18 protein-coding genes are annotated in these 19,656 nt (G+C 64.9%); 3 read left to right on the top strand and 15 right to left on the bottom strand.

What is annotated here, in order from left to right:
* Positions 1 to 93 precede the first annotated feature (93 nt).
* Genes AC0Z2B_RS20720 through AC0Z2B_RS20710 form a run of 3 tightly spaced genes read right to left on the bottom strand, consistent with a single transcriptional unit; the run spans position 94 to position 3,024 of the window.
* Entirely contained in the window at positions 94 to 918 is an 825-nt protein-coding gene (locus AC0Z2B_RS20720) for an alpha/beta fold hydrolase (protein WP_473006897.1), read from the bottom strand.
* 17 nt (positions 919 to 935) lie between these two features.
* Positions 936 to 2,333 carry an aspartate aminotransferase family protein gene (locus AC0Z2B_RS20715; protein ID WP_027978733.1) on the bottom strand — a complete coding sequence of 466 codons (1,398 nt, stop codon included), beginning with the start codon at positions 2,331 to 2,333 and terminating at the stop codon, positions 936 to 938.
* The gene (locus tag AC0Z2B_RS20710) at positions 2,326 to 3,024 is read right to left on the bottom strand and encodes an MtnX-like HAD-IB family phosphatase (RefSeq protein WP_416426255.1); all 699 of its coding nucleotides are present in this window, start codon (positions 3,022 to 3,024) and stop codon (positions 2,326 to 2,328) included. Before AC0Z2B_RS20710 ends, AC0Z2B_RS20715 begins: the two co-directional genes overlap by 8 nt.
* A 318-nt stretch (positions 3,025 to 3,342) precedes the next feature.
* Here AC0Z2B_RS20710 and AC0Z2B_RS20705 point away from each other — a divergent pair, with 318 nt between their 5' ends.
* Positions 3,343 to 4,095, top strand: coding sequence for a MipA/OmpV family protein (locus AC0Z2B_RS20705; protein WP_476299062.1), 753 nt, complete (start codon positions 3,343 to 3,345; stop codon positions 4,093 to 4,095).
* Positions 4,096 to 4,177: 82 nt separating this feature from the next.
* On the opposite strand, the gene aauR is transcribed toward AC0Z2B_RS20705, so the two are convergent.
* The 10 genes from aauR to AC0Z2B_RS20655 form a co-directional block, all read right to left on the bottom strand.
* Complete coding sequence (gene aauR / locus AC0Z2B_RS20700) at positions 4,178 to 5,500, bottom strand: two-component response regulator AauR (RefSeq protein WP_416426253.1); 1,323 nt, start codon at positions 5,498 to 5,500, stop codon at positions 4,178 to 4,180.
* A complete protein-coding gene (gene aauS / locus AC0Z2B_RS20695; protein WP_476299060.1) occupies positions 5,497 to 7,416 on the bottom strand; it encodes a two-component sensor histidine kinase AauS in 1,920 nt (639 codons plus the stop codon). The genes aauR and aauS overlap by 4 nt, the downstream gene beginning before the upstream one ends.
* A 58-nt stretch (positions 7,417 to 7,474) precedes the next feature.
* Positions 7,475 to 8,209, bottom strand: coding sequence for an amino acid ABC transporter ATP-binding protein (locus AC0Z2B_RS20690; protein ID WP_416426251.1), 735 nt, complete (start codon positions 8,207 to 8,209; stop codon positions 7,475 to 7,477).
* Positions 8,206 to 8,871 (bottom strand): amino acid ABC transporter permease, encoded by a 666-nt coding sequence (locus tag AC0Z2B_RS20685; protein WP_416426250.1) that lies wholly within the window; start codon positions 8,869 to 8,871, stop codon positions 8,206 to 8,208. Before AC0Z2B_RS20685 ends, AC0Z2B_RS20690 begins: the two co-directional genes overlap by 4 nt.
* On the bottom strand, positions 8,872 to 9,618 hold the full coding sequence (locus AC0Z2B_RS20680) for an amino acid ABC transporter permease (RefSeq protein ID WP_416426249.1): 747 nt from the start codon (positions 9,616 to 9,618) through the stop codon (positions 8,872 to 8,874).
* A gap of 97 nt (positions 9,619 to 9,715) precedes the next feature.
* Entirely contained in the window at positions 9,716 to 10,621 is a 906-nt protein-coding gene (locus AC0Z2B_RS20675) for a glutamate/aspartate ABC transporter substrate-binding protein (protein ID WP_476299058.1), read from the bottom strand.
* Between the two features lie 360 nt (positions 10,622 to 10,981).
* A complete protein-coding gene (gene glpD / locus AC0Z2B_RS20670; RefSeq protein ID WP_476299056.1) occupies positions 10,982 to 12,508 on the bottom strand; it encodes a glycerol-3-phosphate dehydrogenase in 1,527 nt (508 codons plus the stop codon).
* Between the two features lie 231 nt (positions 12,509 to 12,739).
* Positions 12,740 to 13,495, bottom strand: a complete 756-nt coding sequence (locus AC0Z2B_RS20665) for a DeoR/GlpR family transcriptional regulator (RefSeq protein ID WP_416426246.1) — start codon at positions 13,493 to 13,495, stop codon at positions 12,740 to 12,742.
* Positions 13,496 to 13,685: 190 nt separating this feature from the next.
* Positions 13,686 to 15,188, bottom strand: coding sequence for a glycerol kinase GlpK (glpK, locus tag AC0Z2B_RS20660; RefSeq protein WP_476299054.1), 1,503 nt, complete (start codon positions 15,186 to 15,188; stop codon positions 13,686 to 13,688).
* A gap of 63 nt (positions 15,189 to 15,251) precedes the next feature.
* Complete coding sequence (locus AC0Z2B_RS20655) at positions 15,252 to 16,103, bottom strand: MIP/aquaporin family protein (protein ID WP_476299052.1); 852 nt, start codon at positions 16,101 to 16,103, stop codon at positions 15,252 to 15,254.
* A 417-nt stretch (positions 16,104 to 16,520) separates the two neighbouring features.
* Here AC0Z2B_RS20655 and ybaK point away from each other — a divergent pair, with 417 nt between their 5' ends.
* Positions 16,521 to 16,991: a Cys-tRNA(Pro) deacylase gene (ybaK, locus tag AC0Z2B_RS20650; RefSeq protein WP_416426240.1), complete on the top strand. Its 471-nt coding sequence runs from the start codon at positions 16,521 to 16,523 to the stop codon at positions 16,989 to 16,991.
* 1 nt (position 16,992) lies between these two features.
* On the opposite strand, the gene AC0Z2B_RS20645 is transcribed toward ybaK, so the two are convergent.
* Both AC0Z2B_RS20645 and argF read right to left on the bottom strand, forming a co-directional pair.
* Positions 16,993 to 18,036, bottom strand: a complete 1,044-nt coding sequence (locus tag AC0Z2B_RS20645) for an ABC transporter ATP-binding protein (protein WP_476299050.1) — start codon at positions 18,034 to 18,036, stop codon at positions 16,993 to 16,995.
* Positions 18,033 to 18,953 (bottom strand): ornithine carbamoyltransferase, encoded by a 921-nt coding sequence (gene argF / locus AC0Z2B_RS20640; RefSeq protein WP_416426237.1) that lies wholly within the window; start codon positions 18,951 to 18,953, stop codon positions 18,033 to 18,035. The genes AC0Z2B_RS20645 and argF overlap by 4 nt, the downstream gene beginning before the upstream one ends.
* A gap of 379 nt (positions 18,954 to 19,332) precedes the next feature.
* On the opposite strand from argF, the gene AC0Z2B_RS20635 reads away from it, so the two are divergent.
* Complete coding sequence (locus tag AC0Z2B_RS20635) at positions 19,333 to 19,626, top strand: hypothetical protein (RefSeq protein ID WP_416426235.1); 294 nt, start codon at positions 19,333 to 19,335, stop codon at positions 19,624 to 19,626.
* The last annotated feature ends 30 nt before the right edge of the window (positions 19,627 to 19,656 follow it).

The following is a 19,656-nucleotide window of genomic DNA, read 5'->3' as shown; positions in this document are numbered from 1 at the left end:
CTGCGCTGGCCCTTGCGTACGCTCGAGATCTTCAGTGTACGCAAGGGCCAGCGCAGCCTGCGGCAGCGGCTACAGGGGTAGAGCATGCGGCTATCAGGATGCCTGGGCAAGGCCCGGGGCGTGAAGCTGGATGAACTCTGCGCTCAGGCTGATCACTTTCGGGTATTGCAGGTCCACGGTGATCATGTGATAGCAGTCGTCGAGCAGCACCTTGGTCACCGGGCCGCCGATGTGCGCTTCAATGTAGTCGGCGTTCCAGCGGCTGGTGATGTCGTCTTCGCTGGAATGCAGCACCAGCGCCGGCGCTTTGATAGTAGGCATGCCGCGTTTCACTTCGGCTACCAACCGGTGCAGTTCGCGCACGCTGATGCCCGACATGGTCAGCAGCCCCGCGTTGGCGCTCTCGCCGGCTTTCATCTGCTTCTCGACGATGGCGCGCAACCGCGGGTTCTTGATCCCGTAGGGCGGCTTTTCGTTGAAGCGGCAGATGTGCACGCCGAACGGGAAGGCCATGAACAGGGGCGTCAGGCGCGCCACCCAGGGCATGTTCCAGCCGTCGTAGCGCAAGGTGGTGGAGTACAGCAGCAACCCCGCCACCTCGCCTGGCCGCTGGGCGGCCAGGTGCATCGACAGGACCGCGCCCATCGACAGGCCACCGACGAACACCTGCTCGTGCACCTTGCGGATGCCCTCGAAGGTGCTCAGCGCGCTGGCGTACCAGTCGCGCCACGTGGTGGCCTGCAGATCGGCGTTGTCCCCGCAATGGCCAGCCAGGGTGGGCACGTACACCGTGTATCCCGCCTTGGCCAGCCCCTGGGCAACCTTGCGCAGCTCGGTGGGGGTGCCGGTCAGCCCGTGGATCAGCAGCACGGCCACCGGGCCGTTGCCGAGCACGAAGCTGGCGTCGCCAACACCCATATCGATCTGCGCGGCACTCACTTCTGGGTGACCCGGTGCAGCAGGCGGTCGAGCAGGGCGATGGCCAGGTCGATTTCCGGGTAGCTGATTTCCAGCGACGGGGCCAGGGTGATCACGTTCTTGTAGTAACCGCCCACGTCGAGGATCAGGCCCAGGCGACGGCCGTCGATCTCGATGTCGCCCTTCATGCCTTCCTCGACCATTTCGTCGAGCTTGGCCTTGTCCGGGGTGAAGCCGTCTTCGCCGCAGATTTCCATGCGCAGGGCCAGGCCCAGGCCGTCGACGTCGCCGACGATCTTGTAGCGCTTCTTCAGGTCTTCCAGGCCGGCCAGGAAGTATTTGCCCTTGGCCATGACCATGGCCCCGTAGTCCACTTCGCTGGTCATCTTGAACATTTCCAGGCCCACGGCGGTGCCCAGTGGGTTGGAGGCGAAGGTGGAGTGGGTCGAACCTGGCGGGAAGATGCCCGGGTTGATCAGCTCTTCACGGGCCCAGATGCCGCCCAGCGGGTTCAGGCCGTTGGTCAGTGCCTTGCCGAACACCAGCACGTCGGGTTTGACGTCGAAGTGCTCGATGGACCACAGCTTGCCGGTGCGGTAGAAGCCCATCTGGATTTCGTCGACCACCATCAGGATGCCGTGCTGGTCCAGGACCTGCTTCAGCTCGCTGTAGAAGTTCATCGGCGGGATCACGTAGCCGCCGGTGCCCTGGATCGGCTCGACGTAGAAGGCTGCGTATTCGCACTGGCCGACTTTCGGGTCCCACACACCGTTGTATTCGGTCTCGAACAGGCGGGCGAACTGCTTCACGCAGTAGCTGCCGTACTCTTCCTTGCTCATGCCCTTGGGGCCGCGGAAGTGGTACGGGAACGGGATGAACTGCGCGCGCTCGCCGAAGTGGCCGTAGCGGCGACGGTAGCGGTAGCTGGAGGTGATGGACGAGGCGCCCAGGGTACGGCCGTGGTAGCCGCCTTCGAAGGCGAACATCAGGCTCTTGCCGTTGGAGGCGTTGCGCACCACTTTCAGCGAGTCTTCGATGGACTGCGAACCGCCGACGTTGAAGTGCACGCGACCGTCCATGCCGAATTTCTTCTTGGCATCGACCGCGATCATTTCCGACAGCTCGATCTTGCCCTTGTGCAGGTACTGGCTGGCGATTTGCGGCAGGGTGTCGATCTGCTGCTTCAGGGCGTTGTTCAGGCGCGGGTTGGCGTAGCCGAAGTTGACCGCCGAGTACCACATTTGCAGGTCGAGGTAGGCTTGGTCATTGGTGTCGTAGACGTAGGAACCTTCGCAGCGGCTGAAAATGCGCGGTGGCTCGATGTAGTGAACGGTGTCACCGAACGAGCAGTAGCGCGATTCTTTGTCCAGAAGGATCTGGTCTTCTTCGCTGGTGATACGCGGGGTGTTAGACATGGTGGAAGAGTTCCTGCTGTTCTGAATTGAGGTGTGGAACGGTGTTGCGGGTGTCTTGCGGCAGGGCGGCCAGCAGGGCTGGCAGCTCGGCGAACGAATCGAAGCGGGCGTGGGCTATGCCATTGCGTTCGCAGTGGTCGGCCAGGCTGCCCTTGGCGAACACGAAGTCGGCGGTGCCGGCCACGCACATGTCGGACTTGCCGTCGCCGATCACCAGGATGCGTTTGCTGCCGGGCGTGGACTTGCATTTGCAGTTGCCCGAAGCGGCACGGCAGGCATCGCTGGCGTGGGGGAACACGATGCGCCAGCTGTCGGCGTCGACCTGGCGCAGCTGGTTGGCGATGATCGGCAGCAGCGGCGCGCCGTTGCGCGCCAGGATGCGGGCGATGGCCTGCTCCAGGCCGTCGCTGACCACCGCCAGGCTGGCGCCGCGCTCCAGCACCAGCTCGACGAAGGCGGTGAACGCCGGGTCGATGGTGACGCTGTCGAAGTATTCCAGCAGCTGGGCAGGCTGGGCTTTTACCAGGGCCAGCTGTTGGCTCAGGCATTCACGCGAGCCGATTTCACCGGCCAGCCATTGCGCTTCGATGGCTTCCCAGCGTGGATCGGCGAAGCGATCCAGGATGTTGTCGATGACATCGCTCGGGGTGATGGTCCCGTCGAAGTCACACACGATATGCCAGTGCATCATCTGCAGTTACCTATGGGTCAGCAGCGCAGTTCGCGCTTGCCCAGCGGTAGAGCAGGGAGCGTGCCAACCCGGTGGAGCCCTTGTTCTGCGGGCTCTGGCGCTGCTTGGTAAGCGCGAAGCTACAATTTTTGTAGGTTGCTACAAAGAACATGAGTGCTTGCGCCGGCAGCCTCGCGTGCGCGTTCATGCGCGTACTGAGTACACCCGTAGCCGCTGCCGCCAGGCTGCGCTGGCCATCAGTCTCGCTGCAGATCTCCTGTGAACGCGAGGGCCAGTGCAGCCTGGCGGCAGCGGCTACAGCTATCGAGAGCGCTTTTCATGTCACGCATTCTGTTGTTGCTGGCCCTGGCTGTGGCCAGCCCTGTTTGGGCCACGCCATTGACCGGCGATGCCGGCGTGGGCCTGTCCTACCAGCCCAGCGAACCTTCCGGCAGCCGCTACGAAACCAAGCCCATGCCGTACCTGGACCTGACCTGGGGCAACATCGGCATCGACTCCGATGAAGGCCTGACCTGGGCCGCGCTGAAGACCGGCAACGGCTGGAGCGCCGGGCCCCTGGCCAACCTGGTGGAAGGGCGCGACGGCAATGACCGCCTGCGTGGCCTGCGGGATGTGCCGGACATGGTCGAGCTGGGCGGCTTCGTGCAGTACAGCCCGGTGGACTTCTGGCGCGTATACGCACAGGCCGGGCGGGCTGAAGGGGGTGGCCATGGCCAGGGCGGCCTGCTGGGGCGGCTGGGCACCGAGCTGGATTACCCGCTGGGCGGCGGGGTGTTCGGCGCCACCGAACTGGTGGCGCATTTCGCCGACCAGCGCATGAACCAGACCTTCTTCGGCGTCGATGCCAGCGAGGCCCAGGCCAGCGGCATCGGCGCCTACCGCGCCAGCGGCGGGCTGCAGAACTGGACCCTGAGCCAGGGCGCGCAATTCCCGTTGGCGCCCCATTGGTCGTTGCTGGCCAACGTGGAGTGGGTGCACCTGAGTGGCTCGGCAGCGGACAGCAGCATCGTCAGCCAGCGCGGGCGGGTGAACCAGGGCGAAGTGCAGACGGCGGTGGCCTACAAGTTCTGAGGTGCCTGGAACAGACGCGGCCTGGCGGCCGCTGCTACAGCGTAGCAGCGGCCCCTAGGCCGCGTCCGCAGGCAACGCGGTGTCAAGACAGCCCGTATTTCTTCACCTTGTCGAACAAGGTGGTCTTGGCCATGCCCAGGTCCTGGCTGGCCTGGCTGAGGTTGCCGTTGTTGCGCGCCAGGGCGTCGCTCAGCAGGTTGCGCTCGAAGGCCTCCACGGCCTCGGCGAAGCCCACCCCTGGCACGGCCTGGGCGCCGCTTTTCTTGAACGCCGGCAGGCCCAGCGCGTAGCGCTCGGCGACGTTGCGCAGCTCCCGCACGTTGCCTGGCCAGTCGTGGCTCATCAGCCGCGACAGGGTCTGGCTGTCCAGTTCGGGCACCTCGCGGTCGAAGCGCAGGGCCGACTGTTCGAGGAAGTGCTCGAATAGTTGCAGGATGTCCTCGCGGCGCTCGCGCAGCGGCGGCAGTTCCAGGGTCACCACGTTGAGCCGGTAGTACAGGTCGCTGCGGAAACCGTTGCTGCGGCTCAGTTCGTCGAGGTCGGCCTTGGTGGCGGCGATCACCCGGCAATCCACCTCGATGCTCTGGTTCGACCCCAGGCGCTCCAGGGTGCGCTCCTGCAACACCCGCAACAGCTTGATCTGCAGGTTCAGCGGCATGCTTTCCACTTCATCGAGGAACAGCGTGCCGCCGTTGGCGTGCTCGATCTTGCCGATGCGGCGCTTGCCGGCGCCGGTGAAGGCGTTGGCCTCGTGGCCGAAGATCTCGCTTTCGAACAGGTTCTCCGGCAGGCCGCCACAGTTCAGCGCCACGAAAGGCTGCGGCTGGCGCCGGCTGAAGTCGTGCAGGCAGCGCGCGACCAGTTCCTTGCCGGTGCCGGTCTCGCCTTCGATCAGCACGTTGGCCGAGGTGTCGGCGACGTTGGCGATCAGCTCGCGCAGGTTCTCCATGGCCGGCGAGCGGCCGATGATGCGCCCTTCCAGGCTGCTGCGCCCGGCCAGCTGGCGGCGCAGCGAGCTGACCTCGCGGGCCAGGCCGCGCTGTTCCAGGGCGCGGCGCACCACATCCACCAGGCGCTCGGGGGAAAAGGGCTTTTCCATGAAGTCGTAGGCGCCGCTGCGCATGGCGCCCACTGCCATGCTGATGTCGCCGTGGCCGGTGATCAGCACCACCGGCAGGCTCGGGTCGCGGGCCTTGAGGCGGTTCAGCAGCTCCAGGCCGTCGATGCCCGGCAGGCGAATGTCGCTGACGACGATGCCGGCGAAGTCGTCGCCGATCAACGCCAGCGCTTCCTCGGCACTGCCCACGCCCTGGCACGGGATGTCTTCCAGGCTCAGGGCCTGTTGGCACCCGAGCAGCACATGGGGATCGTCCTCGACGATCAGAACGGTAAGCGAGGTGTTCATGACGGCTCGACTGGTGAAGTGGGCGGTTGGGCATTGAGTGCAGGCAAGGTCAGCACGAAGGCGGTGCCGCCGTCGTCGGGGTGCTCGGCGCCCAGGCTGCCACCGGCGGCGGCCGCCAGGCTGGCGGAAAGCGTCAGGCCCAGGCCCAGGCCTTGCTCGCCCGGTTTGGTGGTAAAGAACGGTTCGAACAGGTGCTGGCGCGTCTGCGCGGGCACGCCATGGCCGTTGTCGCGCACGCGCAGGCGGTAGCGGCCATCGTCCAGGGTTTCGCCCTGCAGCCACAGCGTCGGCTGGGCGATGCCCTGCAAGGCGTCCAGGGCGTTGCCGGCCAGGTTGCCGAGGATCTGCTCCAGGCGCGTCTGGCCCATGGGCAATTGTACCTCGCTGAACTGCCGGTGTACCTGCACGCCCTGGTCGCTGAGGCGCGCGGCCAGCACCTGCAGGGTGGCGTCCACGGCCTGGGTCAGCGAGGCGCGGCCACGGTCTTCGCCGCGGCGGGCGAACGAACGCAGGCTGGCGGTAATGCGGCCCATGCGGTCGATCAGCTGGTTCATGGTGGCAAGGTTGGTGCTGGCCGTGTCCAGGGCGCCGCGCTCGAGGAAGCGCACGGTGTTGCCGGACAGCGTGCGCAGCGCCGCCAGCGGCTGGTTCAGCTCGTGGGCGATGCTGGTGGACATCTGCCCGATGGCCGCCAGCTTGCCGGCCTGCACCAGTTCGTCCTGGGCGTGGCGCAGGGTTTCCTCGGCCTGGCGGCGTTCGCGAATCTGGCTTTTCAGCCGTTCGTTGCTGGCGCGCAGGTTCTCGGTGCGCGCGGCGATGCGCCGCTCCAGTTGGCTGTTCGCCTCTTCCAGCGCCTCGCGCGCCGCCAGGCGGGTGGCGATGACCTTGCGCCGTTCGTTCCAGGCAATCAGCAGGAACGCCAGGAAGGCGAATGCCACCGCCACCAGCACGCCCTGGACCATGGCCTCGCGGCGCAGGTCCTGCAGGGGGGTGAGCAGGGTGAAGTGCCAGGGCGTGTCCTTCAGCTCGCGGGTCTGCGCCAGGTAGCTGACCTGGCGCGGGCTGCCGGTGCGGGTGGCGGGGCCGGGGAAGCTCAGGCGCTCCACGCCCTCGGCCAGGGTCTCGCGCTCCAGCGGTTGCAGCTCGGTGAGCGAGAACCAGTAGTACTGCAGGCTGCGGGCCAGGCGTTCCTTGATGTCCGGGGTCAGCGGGCGGACCGATTTCAGCCGCCGCGCCGGGTCGCTGGAGAGAATGATGATGCCGTTCTCGTCGCTGACGAAGGCTTCCAGCTGCGCCTTCTGCCAGCGCTCCTCGAGGCTTTCCATGCGCACCTTGACCACCGCCACGCCGACGATCTTGCCATGCTCTTCCAGGCCGTGGGCCAGGTAATAGCCGGGCTCGCCGGTGGTCGTGCCGATGCCGTAGAAGCGCCCGTCCTGGCCGCGCACGGCGTCCTGGAAGTAGGCGCGGAAGGACAAGTCCTCGCCCAGGTAGCTGTTGGCGTCGCGCCAGTTGCTGGTGGCCTGCACCCGGCCGGTGGTGTCCAGCACGTAGATGGCGCTGCTGTGGCTGCGGCGGTTGAGGCCTTCCAGGTAGTCGTTGACCGCCTGGCGGTGGCCTTCGCCGTCGGGGTCGCCCAGCAGCGTCGAGACGCTGCCTTCCAGCTCCAGCAGGCTGGGCAGGAAGGTGTATTTGTTGATCTCGCTTTCCACCGCCCGGCCGTTCAGTTCCAGCTGGCGCTCGCCGCTCTCGCCCAGGGTGCGGATGCCGTTGTAGAGGCTGGCACGATAGCCGGCATAGCCCAGGCCCACGGTCAGCAGCAGGATCAGGGGGGGCAGGAACAGGTGGCGAATCAGACGGGGTTTCACGGCTAGGGCAGGCGAGGTCGCACGGGAGTGATCAGGGTCGCATTTCATCACAGTGCCTTGGGGCCTGCCAGCGCCGGGTGCCGGTGAGGGCACCCGGGCAGGGCTTTTAGTGTTGCAGGATCTTGGCGAGGAATTGCTGCGCACGTTCCGAACGCGCGCTCACGTCACCGAAGAACTCTTCCTTGGGGCAGTCTTCGACGATCTGGCCCTTGTCCATGAAGATCACCCGGTTGGCCACCTTGCGCGCAAAGCCCATCTCGTGGGTCACGCACATCATGGTCATGCCTTCGTGGGCCAGCTGCACCATCACGTCCAGCACTTCGTTGACCATTTCCGGGTCCAGCGCCGAGGTGGGTTCGTCGAACAGCATGACGATCGGGTCCATGGCCAGCGCCCGGGCGATGGCCACGCGCTGCTGCTGGCCGCCGGACAGCTGGCCGGGGTGCTTGTGCGCATGGGCCGACAGGCCGACGCGCTCCAGCAGCTTCAGGCCCTTGGCCGTGGCCTCTTCCTTGCTGCGGCCCAGCACCTTGATCTGCGCGATGGTCAGGTTCTCGGTGATGGTCAGGTGCGGGAACAGCTCGAAATGCTGGAACACCATGCCCACCCGCGAGCGCAGTTTGGGCAGGTTGGTCTTGGGGTCGGCGATGGAGGTGCCGTCGACGTTGATGTCGCCCTTCTGGAAGGGCTCCAGGGCGTTGACGCACTTGATCAGCGTGGACTTGCCCGAGCCCGAGGGCCCGCACACCACCACCACTTCACCTTTCTTGACTTCGGTGCTGCAGTCGGTCAGCACCTGGAAGTCCCCGTACCACTTGTTGACGTTCTTGATGGAAATCATACGGCTAACCTTTTATGCAGACGCTTGACCAGCAGCGAGGCGGAGAAGCTGATGACGAAGTAGACGAGCCCGGCGAAGATCAGGAACTCGTTGGACTGGCCGATGATGTCGCCATTGGCCCGTGCGGCGTTGAGGAAGTCCACCAGGCCCACGGTGTACACCAGCGAGGTGTCCTGGAACAGGATGATGCTCTGCTGCAGCAGCAGCGGGGTCATCTTGCGGAACGCCTGGGGCAGGATGATCAGGCGCATGGTCTGGCCGTAGGTCATGCCCATGGCCTGGGCGGCGCCCATCTGGCCCTTGGGAATGGACTGCACGCCGGCACGCACGATCTCGCAGAAGTACGCCGCCTCGAACATCATGAAGGCCACGACGCAGGAGGTGAACGCGCCCACGGGCGTGTCCTGGCCGGTGATCCAGCGCAGCACGTAGGGCACCGCCAGGTAGAACCAGGTGATCACCAGCAGCAGCGGGATGGAGCGGAAGTAGTTGACGTAGGCGCCCGCCACCCGCGACAGCAGCTTGCTCGACGACAGGCGCATCAGCGCCAGCAGGGTGCCCAGCACGATGCCGCCGACGATACCCATGACCATCAGTTGCAGGGTCATGAGCATGCCGTTCCACAGGCCGGGCAGGGCGGGAATGATGCCACTGAAGTCCATTTACTTGCCCCCCACGGAGATCAGGCCGGGTACCGCGACTTTCTTCTCGATCAGGCGCATCAGCAGCATCAGGCTCATGTTCAGGGTGAAGTAGATCAGCGTCGCCAGGGTGAAGGCCTCGAACAGGTTGGCGGAGAACTCGGCGGTCTGCTTGGTCTGTGCCAGCAGCTCCATCAGGCCGATCAGCGAGGCCACCGAGGAGTTCTTGAACACGTTGAGGAATTCCGAGGTAAGCGGCGGAATGATGATGCGGTAGGCCTGGGGCAGCAGCACGTTCCAGTAGATCTGCGGCAGCTTGAAGCCCATGGCCCGGGCGGCCGATTCCTGGCCCTTGGGCAGCGCCTGGATGCCGGTGCGCACCTGCTCGCAGACGCGTGCGGCGGTGAACAGGCCCAGGCACACCACTACGCTGAGGAAGGCGGCGGTGGTGGGGTTGAGGTCTTGCTTGAACCAGTCCTGGAAGCCCTGGGGCATCAGGTCGGGAATCACGAAATACCAGATGAACAGCTGCACCAGCAGCGGCACGTTGCGGAAGATTTCCACGTAAGTGGTGGCGATGGCCGATACCCAACGGTTGGGCACGGTGCGCATCACGCCGAGCACGGAGCCCAGCAGCAAGGCAATGATCCAGGCGGCGACGGCGATGCCGATGGTCCAGCCCAGGCCGGCAATGTACCAGTCCAGGTAGATCTCGTTGCCAATGCCGGTGGACTTGAAGAACACGCCCCAGTCCCAGTTGTAATTCATCAGGGTCTCCCCTTGAGTTGCGATTCACGGGCACCTGCAGCCATCCACCGGCGCAAGGGCGCCAGTGGATGATTGAAGGTTAGACGGTGCGGGCGGATCAGTCCTTGGCGGGCTGGTCGGTCGGGTTGGCGATCAGGTTCTTCAGCTCGTCGCTTTCCGGGAACATCAGGTTCAGGCCCTTCGGCGGGATCGGCTGGGTGAACCACTTGTTGTAGATGCTGTTGATCTCGCCGGACTTGAACACGGCGACGATGGCGTCATCCACGGCCTTCTTGAACGCCGGGTCACCCTTGCGCACCATGCAGCCATAGATCTCGTGGGACTGCGCGGTGCCGGTCACGGCCCAGTCGTCGGGCTTCTTGGCCTTGGCCATTTCGCCGGCCAGCAGGGCGTCGTCCATCATGAAGGCCACGGCGCGGCCCGATTCCAGCATCTGGAAGGATTCGCCGTGGTCCTTGGCCGAGATCACGTTCATGCCCATCTGCTTGTCGGCGTTCATGGCCTTGAGCAGGCGCTCGGAGGTGGTGCCGGCGGTAGTCACCACGTTCTTGCCCTTCAGGTCCGGGAAGTCCTTGTAGGGCGAGTCTTTCTTGGCCAGCAGACGCGTGCCGATCTCGAAGATACCCACCGAGAAGTCCACTTGCTGCTGGCGTTCGGCGTTGTTGGTGGTGGAGCCACACTCGATGTCGACGGTGCCGTTCTGCACCAGCGGGATGCGGGTCTGGGAGGTGACCAGGTTGTACTTGACGTTCAGGTTGGGCATGTCGAGGTCCTTCTTGATGGCCTCGACGATTTTCAGCTGGATGTCATGGGAGTAGCCGACCGGTTTGCCCGATGCGTCGGCGATATAGGAGAACGGGATGGAGGCGTCACGATGGCCCAGGGTGATCGTGCCCGAATCCTTGATCTTCTTGAGGGTGCCGGTCAGCTCTTCGCCCATGGCAGGGCTGCTGATCAGTGCTGCAGCGATGGCTGCACCCAACAGGGTGTGAATGATGCGCATCTATGTCTCCTCGACCTTTGTTTTTTTTATGGAGCCGTCTGGTGGCTCATTCGTTCAGCAGTCTGTGCCGCTGATTCCGATGGAGAGTGTAGAGCATGAGTCGTGCCAAAACCGGGACGATGGTCCAAGGCCTTGATTGGCAAGGGGATTAAACTTTGGTGAAGGGGATGTGGCGAGGCTGATCGGTCGGCTGGCCGAATGATGGCACCTTGGGCATTCGGAAAGCCGACCAGGTTTGGGCGCGCGCGAATTCCCCGTAGCCGCTGCCGCCAGGCTGCGCTGGCCCTCGAGTACACAGGAGATATCCAGGGTGCACACGGGCCAGCGCAGCCTGTCGGCAGCGGCTACAAGGGTGTGATCTCACGCCGCCTGTGTGTGGACCGGCTTGGCCAGGTAATCTGCCAGCTTCTGCTGCTCGGCCGCCGTGGTGAACAGGCCCAGCTTGGTACGGCGCCAGAGAATGTCGGTGGCGTCCACGGCCCATTCCTGCTGGCGCAGGTAGTCCACTTCGCGGCTGTACAGGTTGGCGCCGATCAGGTCGCCCAGGTCGGCCAGGCCCTGCGCGCCGTCCAGCAGCTGCCAGCTGCGGCTGCCGTAGGTGATGGCCCAGCGCCGGGCGAGGTCCATGGGCAACCAGCCGTGCCGGGCCACCAGCGCCTCGGCCAGCGCCTGCGGGGTGGTCATCTGCTCGCCACCGGGCAAGGTAGCGGTGCCGGTCCAACTGCCCTTCATCTGCTTGAAGAACGGCGCCAGCTGCGCCATGGCCGACTCGGCCAGCTTGCGGTAGGTGGTCAGCTTGCCGCCGAACACCGACAGCAGTGGCGCGTCATCGGCGCCGCCCGACAGCGACAGGGTGTAGTCGCGGGTCACCGCCGACGGGTTGTCGGACTCGTCGTTGCACAGCGGGCGCACGCCCGAATAGGTGTGCAGGATGTCGTCGCGCTGCACCTGCTTCTTGAAGTGCGCGTTGACCACCTTCAACAGGTAGTCGGTCTCGGCTTCGGTAATGGTGACTTTCGCAGGGTCCCCGGTGTATTCGCGGTCGGTGGTGCCGATGATGGTGAAGCGTTCCATGTACGGAATGGTGAAGACAATGCGCTGGTCTTCGTTCTGCAGGATGTGCGCCTGCTCGCCTTCGTACAGCTTGGGCACGATCAGGTGGCTGCCCTGGATCAGGCGGATGCCGTAGGGCGAATCCAGCTTCAGGTCATCACGGATGAACTTCGCCACCCATGGGCCGGCGGCGTTGACCAGCGCCTTGGCGTGAATGGAGAACAGGCTGCCGTCGGCGCGCTCCAGGTGCACATGCCACAGGCCCTTGATGCGCCGGGCGTTCAGGCAGCGGGTGCGGGTGTGCAGGTGGGCGCCGTGCTCGCGGGCGGCCATGGCGTTGAGCACCACCAGGCGGGCGTCGTCCACCCAGCAGTCGGAGTATTCGAAACCGCGGGTGATCTCGCTCTTCAACACGCTGTTCGCACCGAACTTCAGGCTGCGCGAGCCGGCCAGTTTTTCGCGCTTGCCCAGGTGGTCGTACAGGAACAGGCCGGCGCGAATCATCCACGCCGGGCGAAGGTGCGGGCGGTGCGGCAGCACAAAGCGCATGGGCTTGACGATGTGCGGGGCCTTGGCCAACAGCACTTCGCGCTCGGCGAGGGCTTCGCGCACCAGGCGGAATTCGTAGTGTTCCAGGTAGCGCAGGCCGCCGTGGATCAGCTTGCTGCTGGCCGACGAGGTGTGGCTGGCGAGGTCGTCCTTTTCGCAAAGGAACACCGACAGCCCGCGACCTGCCGCGTCCGCTGCGATGCCGACGCCATTGATACCGCCGCCAATCACGGCAACATCATAGACTTCGGCGAGGGGCGGGGTGGGCAAGGTGGTGTGGGGCATGGCGGCCTCCTGCGGTTATTCGAAATTGAAATCGAACATTAATGTTCATTTCCGAAAATAGTAGCGCAACAGGAAGGCACAGGCCAGTCGAATTCGATTGAAAAAACTGATCGAATGGCCTCGAAATGAAAATTACCGAACATGAACGCACCCGTAGCAGCTGCCGCAGGCTGCGTCCTGGGGCCTCGCGGAGGTGCTTGGGACGCAGCCTTCGGCAGCTGCTACGGGGGGTTAGACGACTTCCAGGCGGATCTTGTGCTGGTTGAGCAGTTGCAGCAGCGCCGGCACCGGCGCCTTGTCGGTCACCAGGCAGTCGATCAGGCTGATGGAGCCCAGGCGCACCATGGCGTTGCGCCCGAACTTGCTGGAGTCGGCGGCCAATATCACCTGGCGGGCGTTGGCGATGATGGCCTGCGACACGCGCACTTCCTGGTAGTCGAAGTCCAGCAGGCTGCCGTCTTCGTCGATGCCGCTGATGCCCACCAGGGCGAAGTCGACCTTGAACTGGTTGATGAAGTCGACGCTGGCCTGGCCCACCACGCCGCCGTCACGGCGCACGTTGCCACCGGCCAGCTGCACCTCGAAGTCATCCTTGGCGCTGAGGATCGACGCCACGTGCAGGTTGTTGGTGATGATCTTCAGGTGGTTGTGGTTGAGCAGGGCGCGGGCGATGGATTCGGTGGTGGTGCCGATGTTGATAAATAGCGAGGCGTGGTCGGGGATCTGTGCGGCGATGGCTTCGGCGATGCGTTGCTTTTCATCGCGCATCTGGTCGGCACGCATGGCGTACGCGGTGTTTTCGATGCTGGAATCGTAGGCGGCGCCACCGTGGTAACGGCGCAGCAGGTTGAGTTCGGCCAGCTGGTTGATGTCGCGGCGGATGGTCTGCGGGGTGACGATGAACAGCTGGGCCATCTCTTCGATGCTGACGTAGCCGCGTTCACGCACCAGTTCGAGGATTTGTTGTTGGCGTGGAGGCAGATTCATTGGGCTTCCTTTGGCTGCCGGGGCAAATTCGCCCATCATGCCGCAGGAAGGGTGCGGGTGCTAGCACCCGCGCGGCCCCACACAGAACCGTAGCCGCTGCCGCAGGCTGCGCTGGCCTCTGAATTCACTGAATATCTCCAGTGTGGACAAGGGCCAGCGCAGCCTGGCGGCAGCGGCTACGGGTTATGCATCACGCTTCTTCGTGGGGTTCCCAGTCGCGGGTGCGGTCCACGGCCTTGCGCCAGCCGGCGTACAGCTTCTCTTTGGCGGCCTCGTCCAGCTGTGGTTCGAACTCGCGCTCGATCACCGCCTTGCCGCGCAGCTCTTCCAGGCTGCCCCAGAAGCCCACGGCCAGGCCGGCCAGGTAGGCGGCGCCCAAGGCAGTGGTTTCGCGCATTTGCGGGCGTTCCACCTGGGTGCCGAGGATGTCGGCCTGGAACTGCATGAGGAAGTTGTTGGCCACCGCGCCGCCGTCCACGCGCAGGGCCTTCAGGCGTTCGCCGGCGCCCTGCTGCATGGCGTCGAGCACGTCGCGGGTCTGGTAGGCGATGGATTCCAGCGCCGCACGAATGATGTGGTCGACCTTGACGCCACGGGTCAGGCCGAACAGCGCCCCACGGGCGTAGGGGTCCCAGTACGGAGCGCCCAGGCCGGTGAAGGCCGGCACCAGGTACACACCGTTGCTGTCCTTGACCTTGCTGGCGAAGTACTCGGTGTCGTAGGCGTCGTTGACCAGCTTCAGTTCGTCGCGCAGCCACTGCACCGTGGAGCCACCGTTGAACACCGCGCCTTCCAGGGCGTAGGCCACTTCGCCGCGTGGGCCGCAGGCGATGGTGGTGAGCATGCCGTGCTTGGACTTCACAGCCTTGTCGCCGGTGTTCATCAGCAGGAAGCAGCCGGTGCCGTAGGTGTTCTTGGCCTGGCCGGGCTCCACGCACATCTGGCCGAACAGCGCGGCCTGCTGGTCGCCGGCGATACCGGCGATGGCGATGCCGCTCTTGGTGCGGCCGTAGACCTCGGACGAGCCTTTCACTTCCGGGAGCATTTCGCGCGGAATGTTCAGCACGTCCAGCATCTTGTCATCCCATTGCAGGGTATGGATGTTGAACAGCATGGTGCGCGAGGCGTTGGTGTAGTCGGTGACGTGCACCTTGCCGCCGGAGAATTTCCAGATCAGCCAGGTATCGACGGTGCCGAACAGCAGGTCGCCTTGCTGCGCGCGCTCGCGGGCGCCTTCGACGTTGTCCAGGATCCACTTCAGCTTGGTGCCCGAGAAATACGGGTCGGTGACAAGGCCTGTGGTCTCGCGGATGTACTCGGCGTGGCCGTCACGCTTGAGCTGTTCGCAGATCTCGGTGCTGCGGCGGCACTGCCAGACGATGGCGTTGTACACCGGCTGGCCGGTGTGCTTGTCCCACACCACGGTGGTTTCGCGCTGGTTGGTGATGCCGATGGCGGCTACCTGGTCGTGGTGCAGGCCGGCCTTGGCCAGGGCCTGGACCATGACCGCGCTCTGGGTGGCGAAGATGTCCATGGGGTCGTGCTCGACCCAACCCGGCTGCGGGTAGTGCTGGGGGAATTCGCTCTGGCTGGAGCAGACAACGTTTGCGTCGCGGTCAAAAATGATCGCGCGCGAACTGGTGGTGCCCTGATCCAGGGCGATGATGTAGTTCTTGTTCTGAAGGTCTGTCATGGCAATGGCCTTTCAAGAAAAGTAAAAGTCGGGAATACGGCTCAAGGTACTCGGGGCGCTGGTCTAGGACGCCTGTACCTTGCTCCCGGTGTTGTCGGTGGCGGCTTCGCCAGCAGGTGCGGCGGCGGGCAGGTGGCGGGCCAGCAGGCCGCGGTAAATGGCCGCGCCGAGGCAGGCACCCAGGATCGGGGCGAAGATCGGCACCAGGAAATACGGGATGTCACGCCCGCCGGTAAAGGCTATTTCGCCCCAACCTGCGAGGAATGTCATCAGCTTGGGCCCGAAATCGCGCGCCGGGTTCATCGCAAAACCGGTCAGCGGGCCCATGGAGCTGCCGATCACGGCAATCAGCAGGCCGATCAGCAGCGGCGCCAGCGGGCCACGGGGCAGGCCGTTCTGGTCGTCGCCCAGGGCCATGATCACGCCCATGAGAATGGCGGTGATCACCATTTCCACCAGGAACGCCTGGGCAGTGGACAGCGACGGGTGCGGGTAGGTGGAGAACACCGACGCCAGTTCCAGGCTTTCCTGGCTGCCGCGGATCATGTGGTGGGCTTGTTCGTAATCGAAGAACAGGTTGCTGTACAGCGTGTACACCAGCGCTGCGCCACAGAACGCGCCCGCCACCTGGGCCAGGATGTAGAAGGGCAGCTTGCGTTTTTCAAAGCCGGCGAACACGCACAGGGCGATGCTCACCGCGGGGCTCAGGTGCGCGCCGGACACCCCGGCGGTCAGGTAGATCGCCATGCTGACGCCCACCCCCCAGATGATGCTGATTTCCCACAGCCCGAAGCTGGCGCCCGCCACCTTGAGCGCCGCTACACAGCCGGTGCCGAAGAAGATCAGGAGGGCGGTTCCGAGAAACTCGGCCATGCACTGGCCGGACAACGCAGGTTGTTGCTGAGCAGTCGTCATCATTGACACCTTTTTTGTTGTTGTGCGGCGCCGTTCGGGCGCTCGAGTCATGCACCCACCGGTAAAACCCCATACCGGCGGATGTGTTGCGTGCGCAAACTGGTCTAGGGTTTGCGATATTCAGAAACGAAAAAATATAGACAAGAAACGATTATGTCAAAGGTCGAAAATGAACCATGATTCAGAAACTGACTGGCGGGGGTTGGGCGGTGCTGGTGGGGAGTCATTTGCCGGTATATCGCACTCTGGCGTAGCCGCTGCCGCCAGGCTGCGCTGGCCCGCGTGTTCGCCGCGGATCTTCGGCGGGGCATCCGGCCAGCGCAGCCTTCGGCAGCGGCTACGGATAGTGGTGCGCCGTGGATCGGGTGCCTGTTACATTACGCGGCAGTATTTTCCGCCCCCGCCACAGGAGTGAACATGACCCCGGCGTTGGATTTGTTGAAAAAGGCCCGTGCCGAACACCACGTGCACAGTTACGAACACGACCCCAAGGCGGCTTCCTACGGCCTGGAAGCGGCGGAAAAGCTGGGGCTCAACCCGGCCCAGGTGTTCAAGACGCTGCTGGCCAGCAGCGAGAAGGGCGAGTTGCTGGTGGCCGTGGTGCCGGTGGCTGGCACCCTCGACCTCAAGGGCCTGGCCCACGCCGCCGGGGTGAAGAAGTGCGAGATGGCCGACCCGGCCGCCGCCCAGCGCTCCACCGGCTACCTGCTGGGCGGTATCAGCCCGTTGGGGCAGAAGAAGCGCCTGCGGACCTTCATCGACCAGTCGGCGCAGCCGTTGGCAACGATGTTCGTCAGCGCCGGGCGCCGAGGGCTGGAAGTGGAGCTGGCGCCGGCCCTGCTGGCGGAACACACCCGCGGGGTGTTCGCCGACATCGGCCGGGCCTGAGTCAAGCGGCGGCGAACATCACCAGGTGTTCGCTGCGCAGGCGAATGCCGATGTGCTGGCCAGGCTCGCAGGCCAGGTGGCTGGGCAACAACGCCTCCACCTGGCTGCCGCTGCCCAGTTGCAGCTGGTACAGCGTGGCCGCGCCCTGGAAGCGCTTGCCGGTGACGCGTGCCTGCACCGGGCTGTCCGGGGCGTGCACGATGTTGTCCGGGCGCAGCAGCACGTCCACGGCACTGCCGCGCGGCCAGGCGCTGGCGCTGTCGCCGTGCAGCTCGCCCAGTTCGGTGTGCACCGACTGCGCGCCGCTCACGGTGCCGCGCAGGAAGTAACCCTGGCCGATGAAGCTGGCGACGAAGGCCGTCTGCGGGCGGTGGTAAAGGTTGTAAGGCGTGTCCCACTGCTCCAGCCGCCCCTGCTGGAAGACGCCGACCTGATCGCTCACCGAAAACGCCTCTTCCTGGTCATGGGTGACCAGGATCGCGCTGGTGCCGCGGCTTTTCAGGATGTCGCGCACTTCCTGGCTCAGGCGTCGGCGCAGCTCCACGTCGAGGTTGGAAAACGGCTCGTCCAGCAGCAGCAGCTGCGGTTGCGGCGCCAGCGCGCGGGCCAGGGCCACACGCTGTTGCTGGCCACCGGACAGCTCGTGAGGGTAGCGCGCGCCCAGGCCGGTGAGGTTCACCAGCTCGAGCATCTCGTCGACCACCTGGGCCTGGCGCGGGTGCTGGCGGATGCCGAACGCCACGTTCTGCGCCACGGTCAGGTGAGGGAACAGCGCGTAGTCTTGAAACACCATGCCGAGGCGACGCTTTTCCGGGGCCAGGGTGAAACCTGGCCGGGAGATGACCTCGCCGGCCAGGCGAATCTCGCCCTGGTGCACCGGCTCGAAGCCGGCGATGGCGCGCAGAGTGGTGGTCTTGCCACACCCCGAAGCGCCCAGCAGGCAACCGATGTCACCGGCCTGCAGCTGCAGGCTGAGGTCGGCGACCACCGCCTGGCCCTGGTAACCGCAGGCCAGGTGGTGCAGCGCCAGCAACGGCTGGCTCATGCCGGGCGGTAGGCCGGGGCCACCAGGAACTCCAGCAGCGCCTTCTGTGCGTGCAGGCGGTTCTCGGCCTGGTCCCACGCCACGGCGCGCGGGTCGTCGAGCACGTCCATGCTGATCTCCTCGCCACGGTGGGCGGGCAGGCAGTGCATGAACAGCACGTCGTCGGCGGCCAGGTCCAGCAGCGCGCGGCTGACCTGGTAGGGCGCGAACAGCTTCAGGCGGCGCGCGGTTTCCTCTTCCTGGCCCATGGAGGTCCAGACGTCGGTGCTCACCAGGTGGGCGCCCGCCACGGCGGCCTTGGGGTCGCGCATCACTTGCACGCGGTCGCCGGCCTGGGCCAGGAACTGCGGGTTGGGCTCGAAGCCTTCGGGGCAGGCCACGCGCAGCTGGAAGTCGAACTGGATGGCCGCTTCTATATAGCTGTTGCACATGTTGTTGCCGTCGCCGATCCAGGCCACGGTCTTGCCCTGGATGCTGCCGCGGTGTTCCAGGAAGGTTTGCATGTCGGCCAGCAGCTGGCAGGGGTGCAGGTCGTCGGACAGGCCGTTGATCACTGGCACGCGCGAGTTGGCGGCGAATTCGGTCAGGGTGCTGTGGGCGTAGGTGCGGATCATCACCGCGTCGAGCATGCTCGACATGACGATGGCGCAGTCGCCGATCGGCTCGCCACGGCCCAGCTGGGTGTCGCGCGGGGACAGGAAGATGGCCTGGCCGCCGAGCTGGATCATGCCGGCCTCGAACGACAGGCGGGTACGGGTCGAGGATTTCTCGAAAATCATGCCCAGTACCCGGTTCTTCAGCGGCTCGAACAGCACGCCGCGGTTACGCAGGTCCTTGAGCTCGATGCCTCGACGGATGACGCTGAGAAGCTCTTCGGGCGTGCAATCCATCAGGGAGAGAAAGTGCCTTGCGCTCATCATTGACTACCTTTTTGCAACGTACCGCAGCACTCGTGACCAGCTTTTGAAAAAAACGAGAGAGGCCTGCGGCGAAAGCCGCACGCGGCGACGAAATTAGGGAAGACGCGATCTTATAATTAAATGTCGCGTCTCGCCAATATGTGTTTCATATTCCGATCACGGACAGTGTTTCAGGGCATGTCTCAAAAGCCGTGTGCGCAAGCGTCCGGCCCTGCTTTTTACACCCCCGTCGGTTCCCTTGGCAATCGTGCCCGGAATTGTCTAGCGTTAACCCTGTCTCAGGTATCAACCTGCGGCTGGCCGTCGCAGTGCGCATTTCGTACACTGCCAGCCATGGGTACACGACTGTATCCTGCACGATACGCGGAGAGGGTGAATGGATTCCAGAGAACAACAACTGCTCGAGCTGCTGGGCCTGACGGCGCGCACGCTCACGCACCTGACGGCTTCGATGACGTCCATGTCGTTCGAGTTGCTGCGCAGCGATGACGAGGTCACCGCCAGCGCCGCCAGGCGCATGATCGACCGCATGGCCACCATCAGTGGCGGGCTGGACGAGCATTGGAAGCTGATCGGCGAACTGACCGGCGTGCCCATCGGCCAGGAAGAGGTCGAGACCGTGGTGGAGATCCAGCTGCAGGCACCGCCCCCCGGCCTGCCGGCCAACTGAGCATCATCGGCTGGCCTGATGCCGGCCGAT

The sequence above is a fragment of the Pseudomonas sp. GYB4201 genome (genome assembly GCF_056312595.1).
This window is presented reverse-complemented; position numbering and strand designations above follow the sequence as displayed.

Bases quoted from the DNA above. Each gene is read 5' to 3' on its own strand.
- AC0Z2B_RS20720 (WP_473006897.1), bottom strand. From the start codon at position 918: ATGGGTGTTGGCGACGCCAGCTTCGTGCTCGGCAACGGCCCGGTGGCC.
- AC0Z2B_RS20705 (WP_476299062.1), top strand. From the start codon at position 3,343: ATGTCACGCATTCTGTTGTTGCTGGCCCTGGCTGTGGCCAGCCCTGTT.
- argF (WP_416426237.1), bottom strand. From the start codon at position 18,953: ATGAGCGCAAGGCACTTTCTCTCCCTGATGGATTGCACGCCCGAAGAG.
- AC0Z2B_RS20675 (WP_476299058.1), bottom strand. From the start codon at position 10,621: ATGCGCATCATTCACACCCTGTTGGGTGCAGCCATCGCTGCAGCACTG.
- AC0Z2B_RS20685 (WP_416426250.1), bottom strand. From the start codon at position 8,871: ATGGACTTCAGTGGCATCATTCCCGCCCTGCCCGGCCTGTGGAACGGC.
- AC0Z2B_RS20680 (WP_416426249.1), bottom strand. From the start codon at position 9,618: ATGAATTACAACTGGGACTGGGGCGTGTTCTTCAAGTCCACCGGCATT.
- glpK (WP_476299054.1), bottom strand. From the start codon at position 15,188: ATGACAGACCTTCAGAACAAGAACTACATCATCGCCCTGGATCAGGGC.
- ybaK (WP_416426240.1), top strand. From the start codon at position 16,521: ATGACCCCGGCGTTGGATTTGTTGAAAAAGGCCCGTGCCGAACACCAC.
- AC0Z2B_RS20635 (WP_416426235.1), top strand. From the start codon at position 19,333: ATGGATTCCAGAGAACAACAACTGCTCGAGCTGCTGGGCCTGACGGCG.
- AC0Z2B_RS20645 (WP_476299050.1), bottom strand. From the start codon at position 18,036: ATGAGCCAGCCGTTGCTGGCGCTGCACCACCTGGCCTGCGGTTACCAG.
- AC0Z2B_RS20690 (WP_416426251.1), bottom strand. From the start codon at position 8,209: ATGATTTCCATCAAGAACGTCAACAAGTGGTACGGGGACTTCCAGGTG.
- glpD (WP_476299056.1), bottom strand. From the start codon at position 12,508: ATGCCCCACACCACCTTGCCCACCCCGCCCCTCGCCGAAGTCTATGAT.
- AC0Z2B_RS20715 (WP_027978733.1), bottom strand. From the start codon at position 2,333: ATGTCTAACACCCCGCGTATCACCAGCGAAGAAGACCAGATCCTTCTG.
- AC0Z2B_RS20665 (WP_416426246.1), bottom strand. From the start codon at position 13,495: ATGAATCTGCCTCCACGCCAACAACAAATCCTCGAACTGGTGCGTGAA.
- AC0Z2B_RS20655 (WP_476299052.1), bottom strand. From the start codon at position 16,103: ATGACGACTGCTCAGCAACAACCTGCGTTGTCCGGCCAGTGCATGGCC.
- aauR (WP_416426253.1), bottom strand. From the start codon at position 5,500: ATGAACACCTCGCTTACCGTTCTGATCGTCGAGGACGATCCCCATGTG.
- aauS (WP_476299060.1), bottom strand. From the start codon at position 7,416: ATGAAATGCGACCCTGATCACTCCCGTGCGACCTCGCCTGCCCTAGCC.
- AC0Z2B_RS20710 (WP_416426255.1), bottom strand. From the start codon at position 3,024: ATGATGCACTGGCATATCGTGTGTGACTTCGACGGGACCATCACCCCG.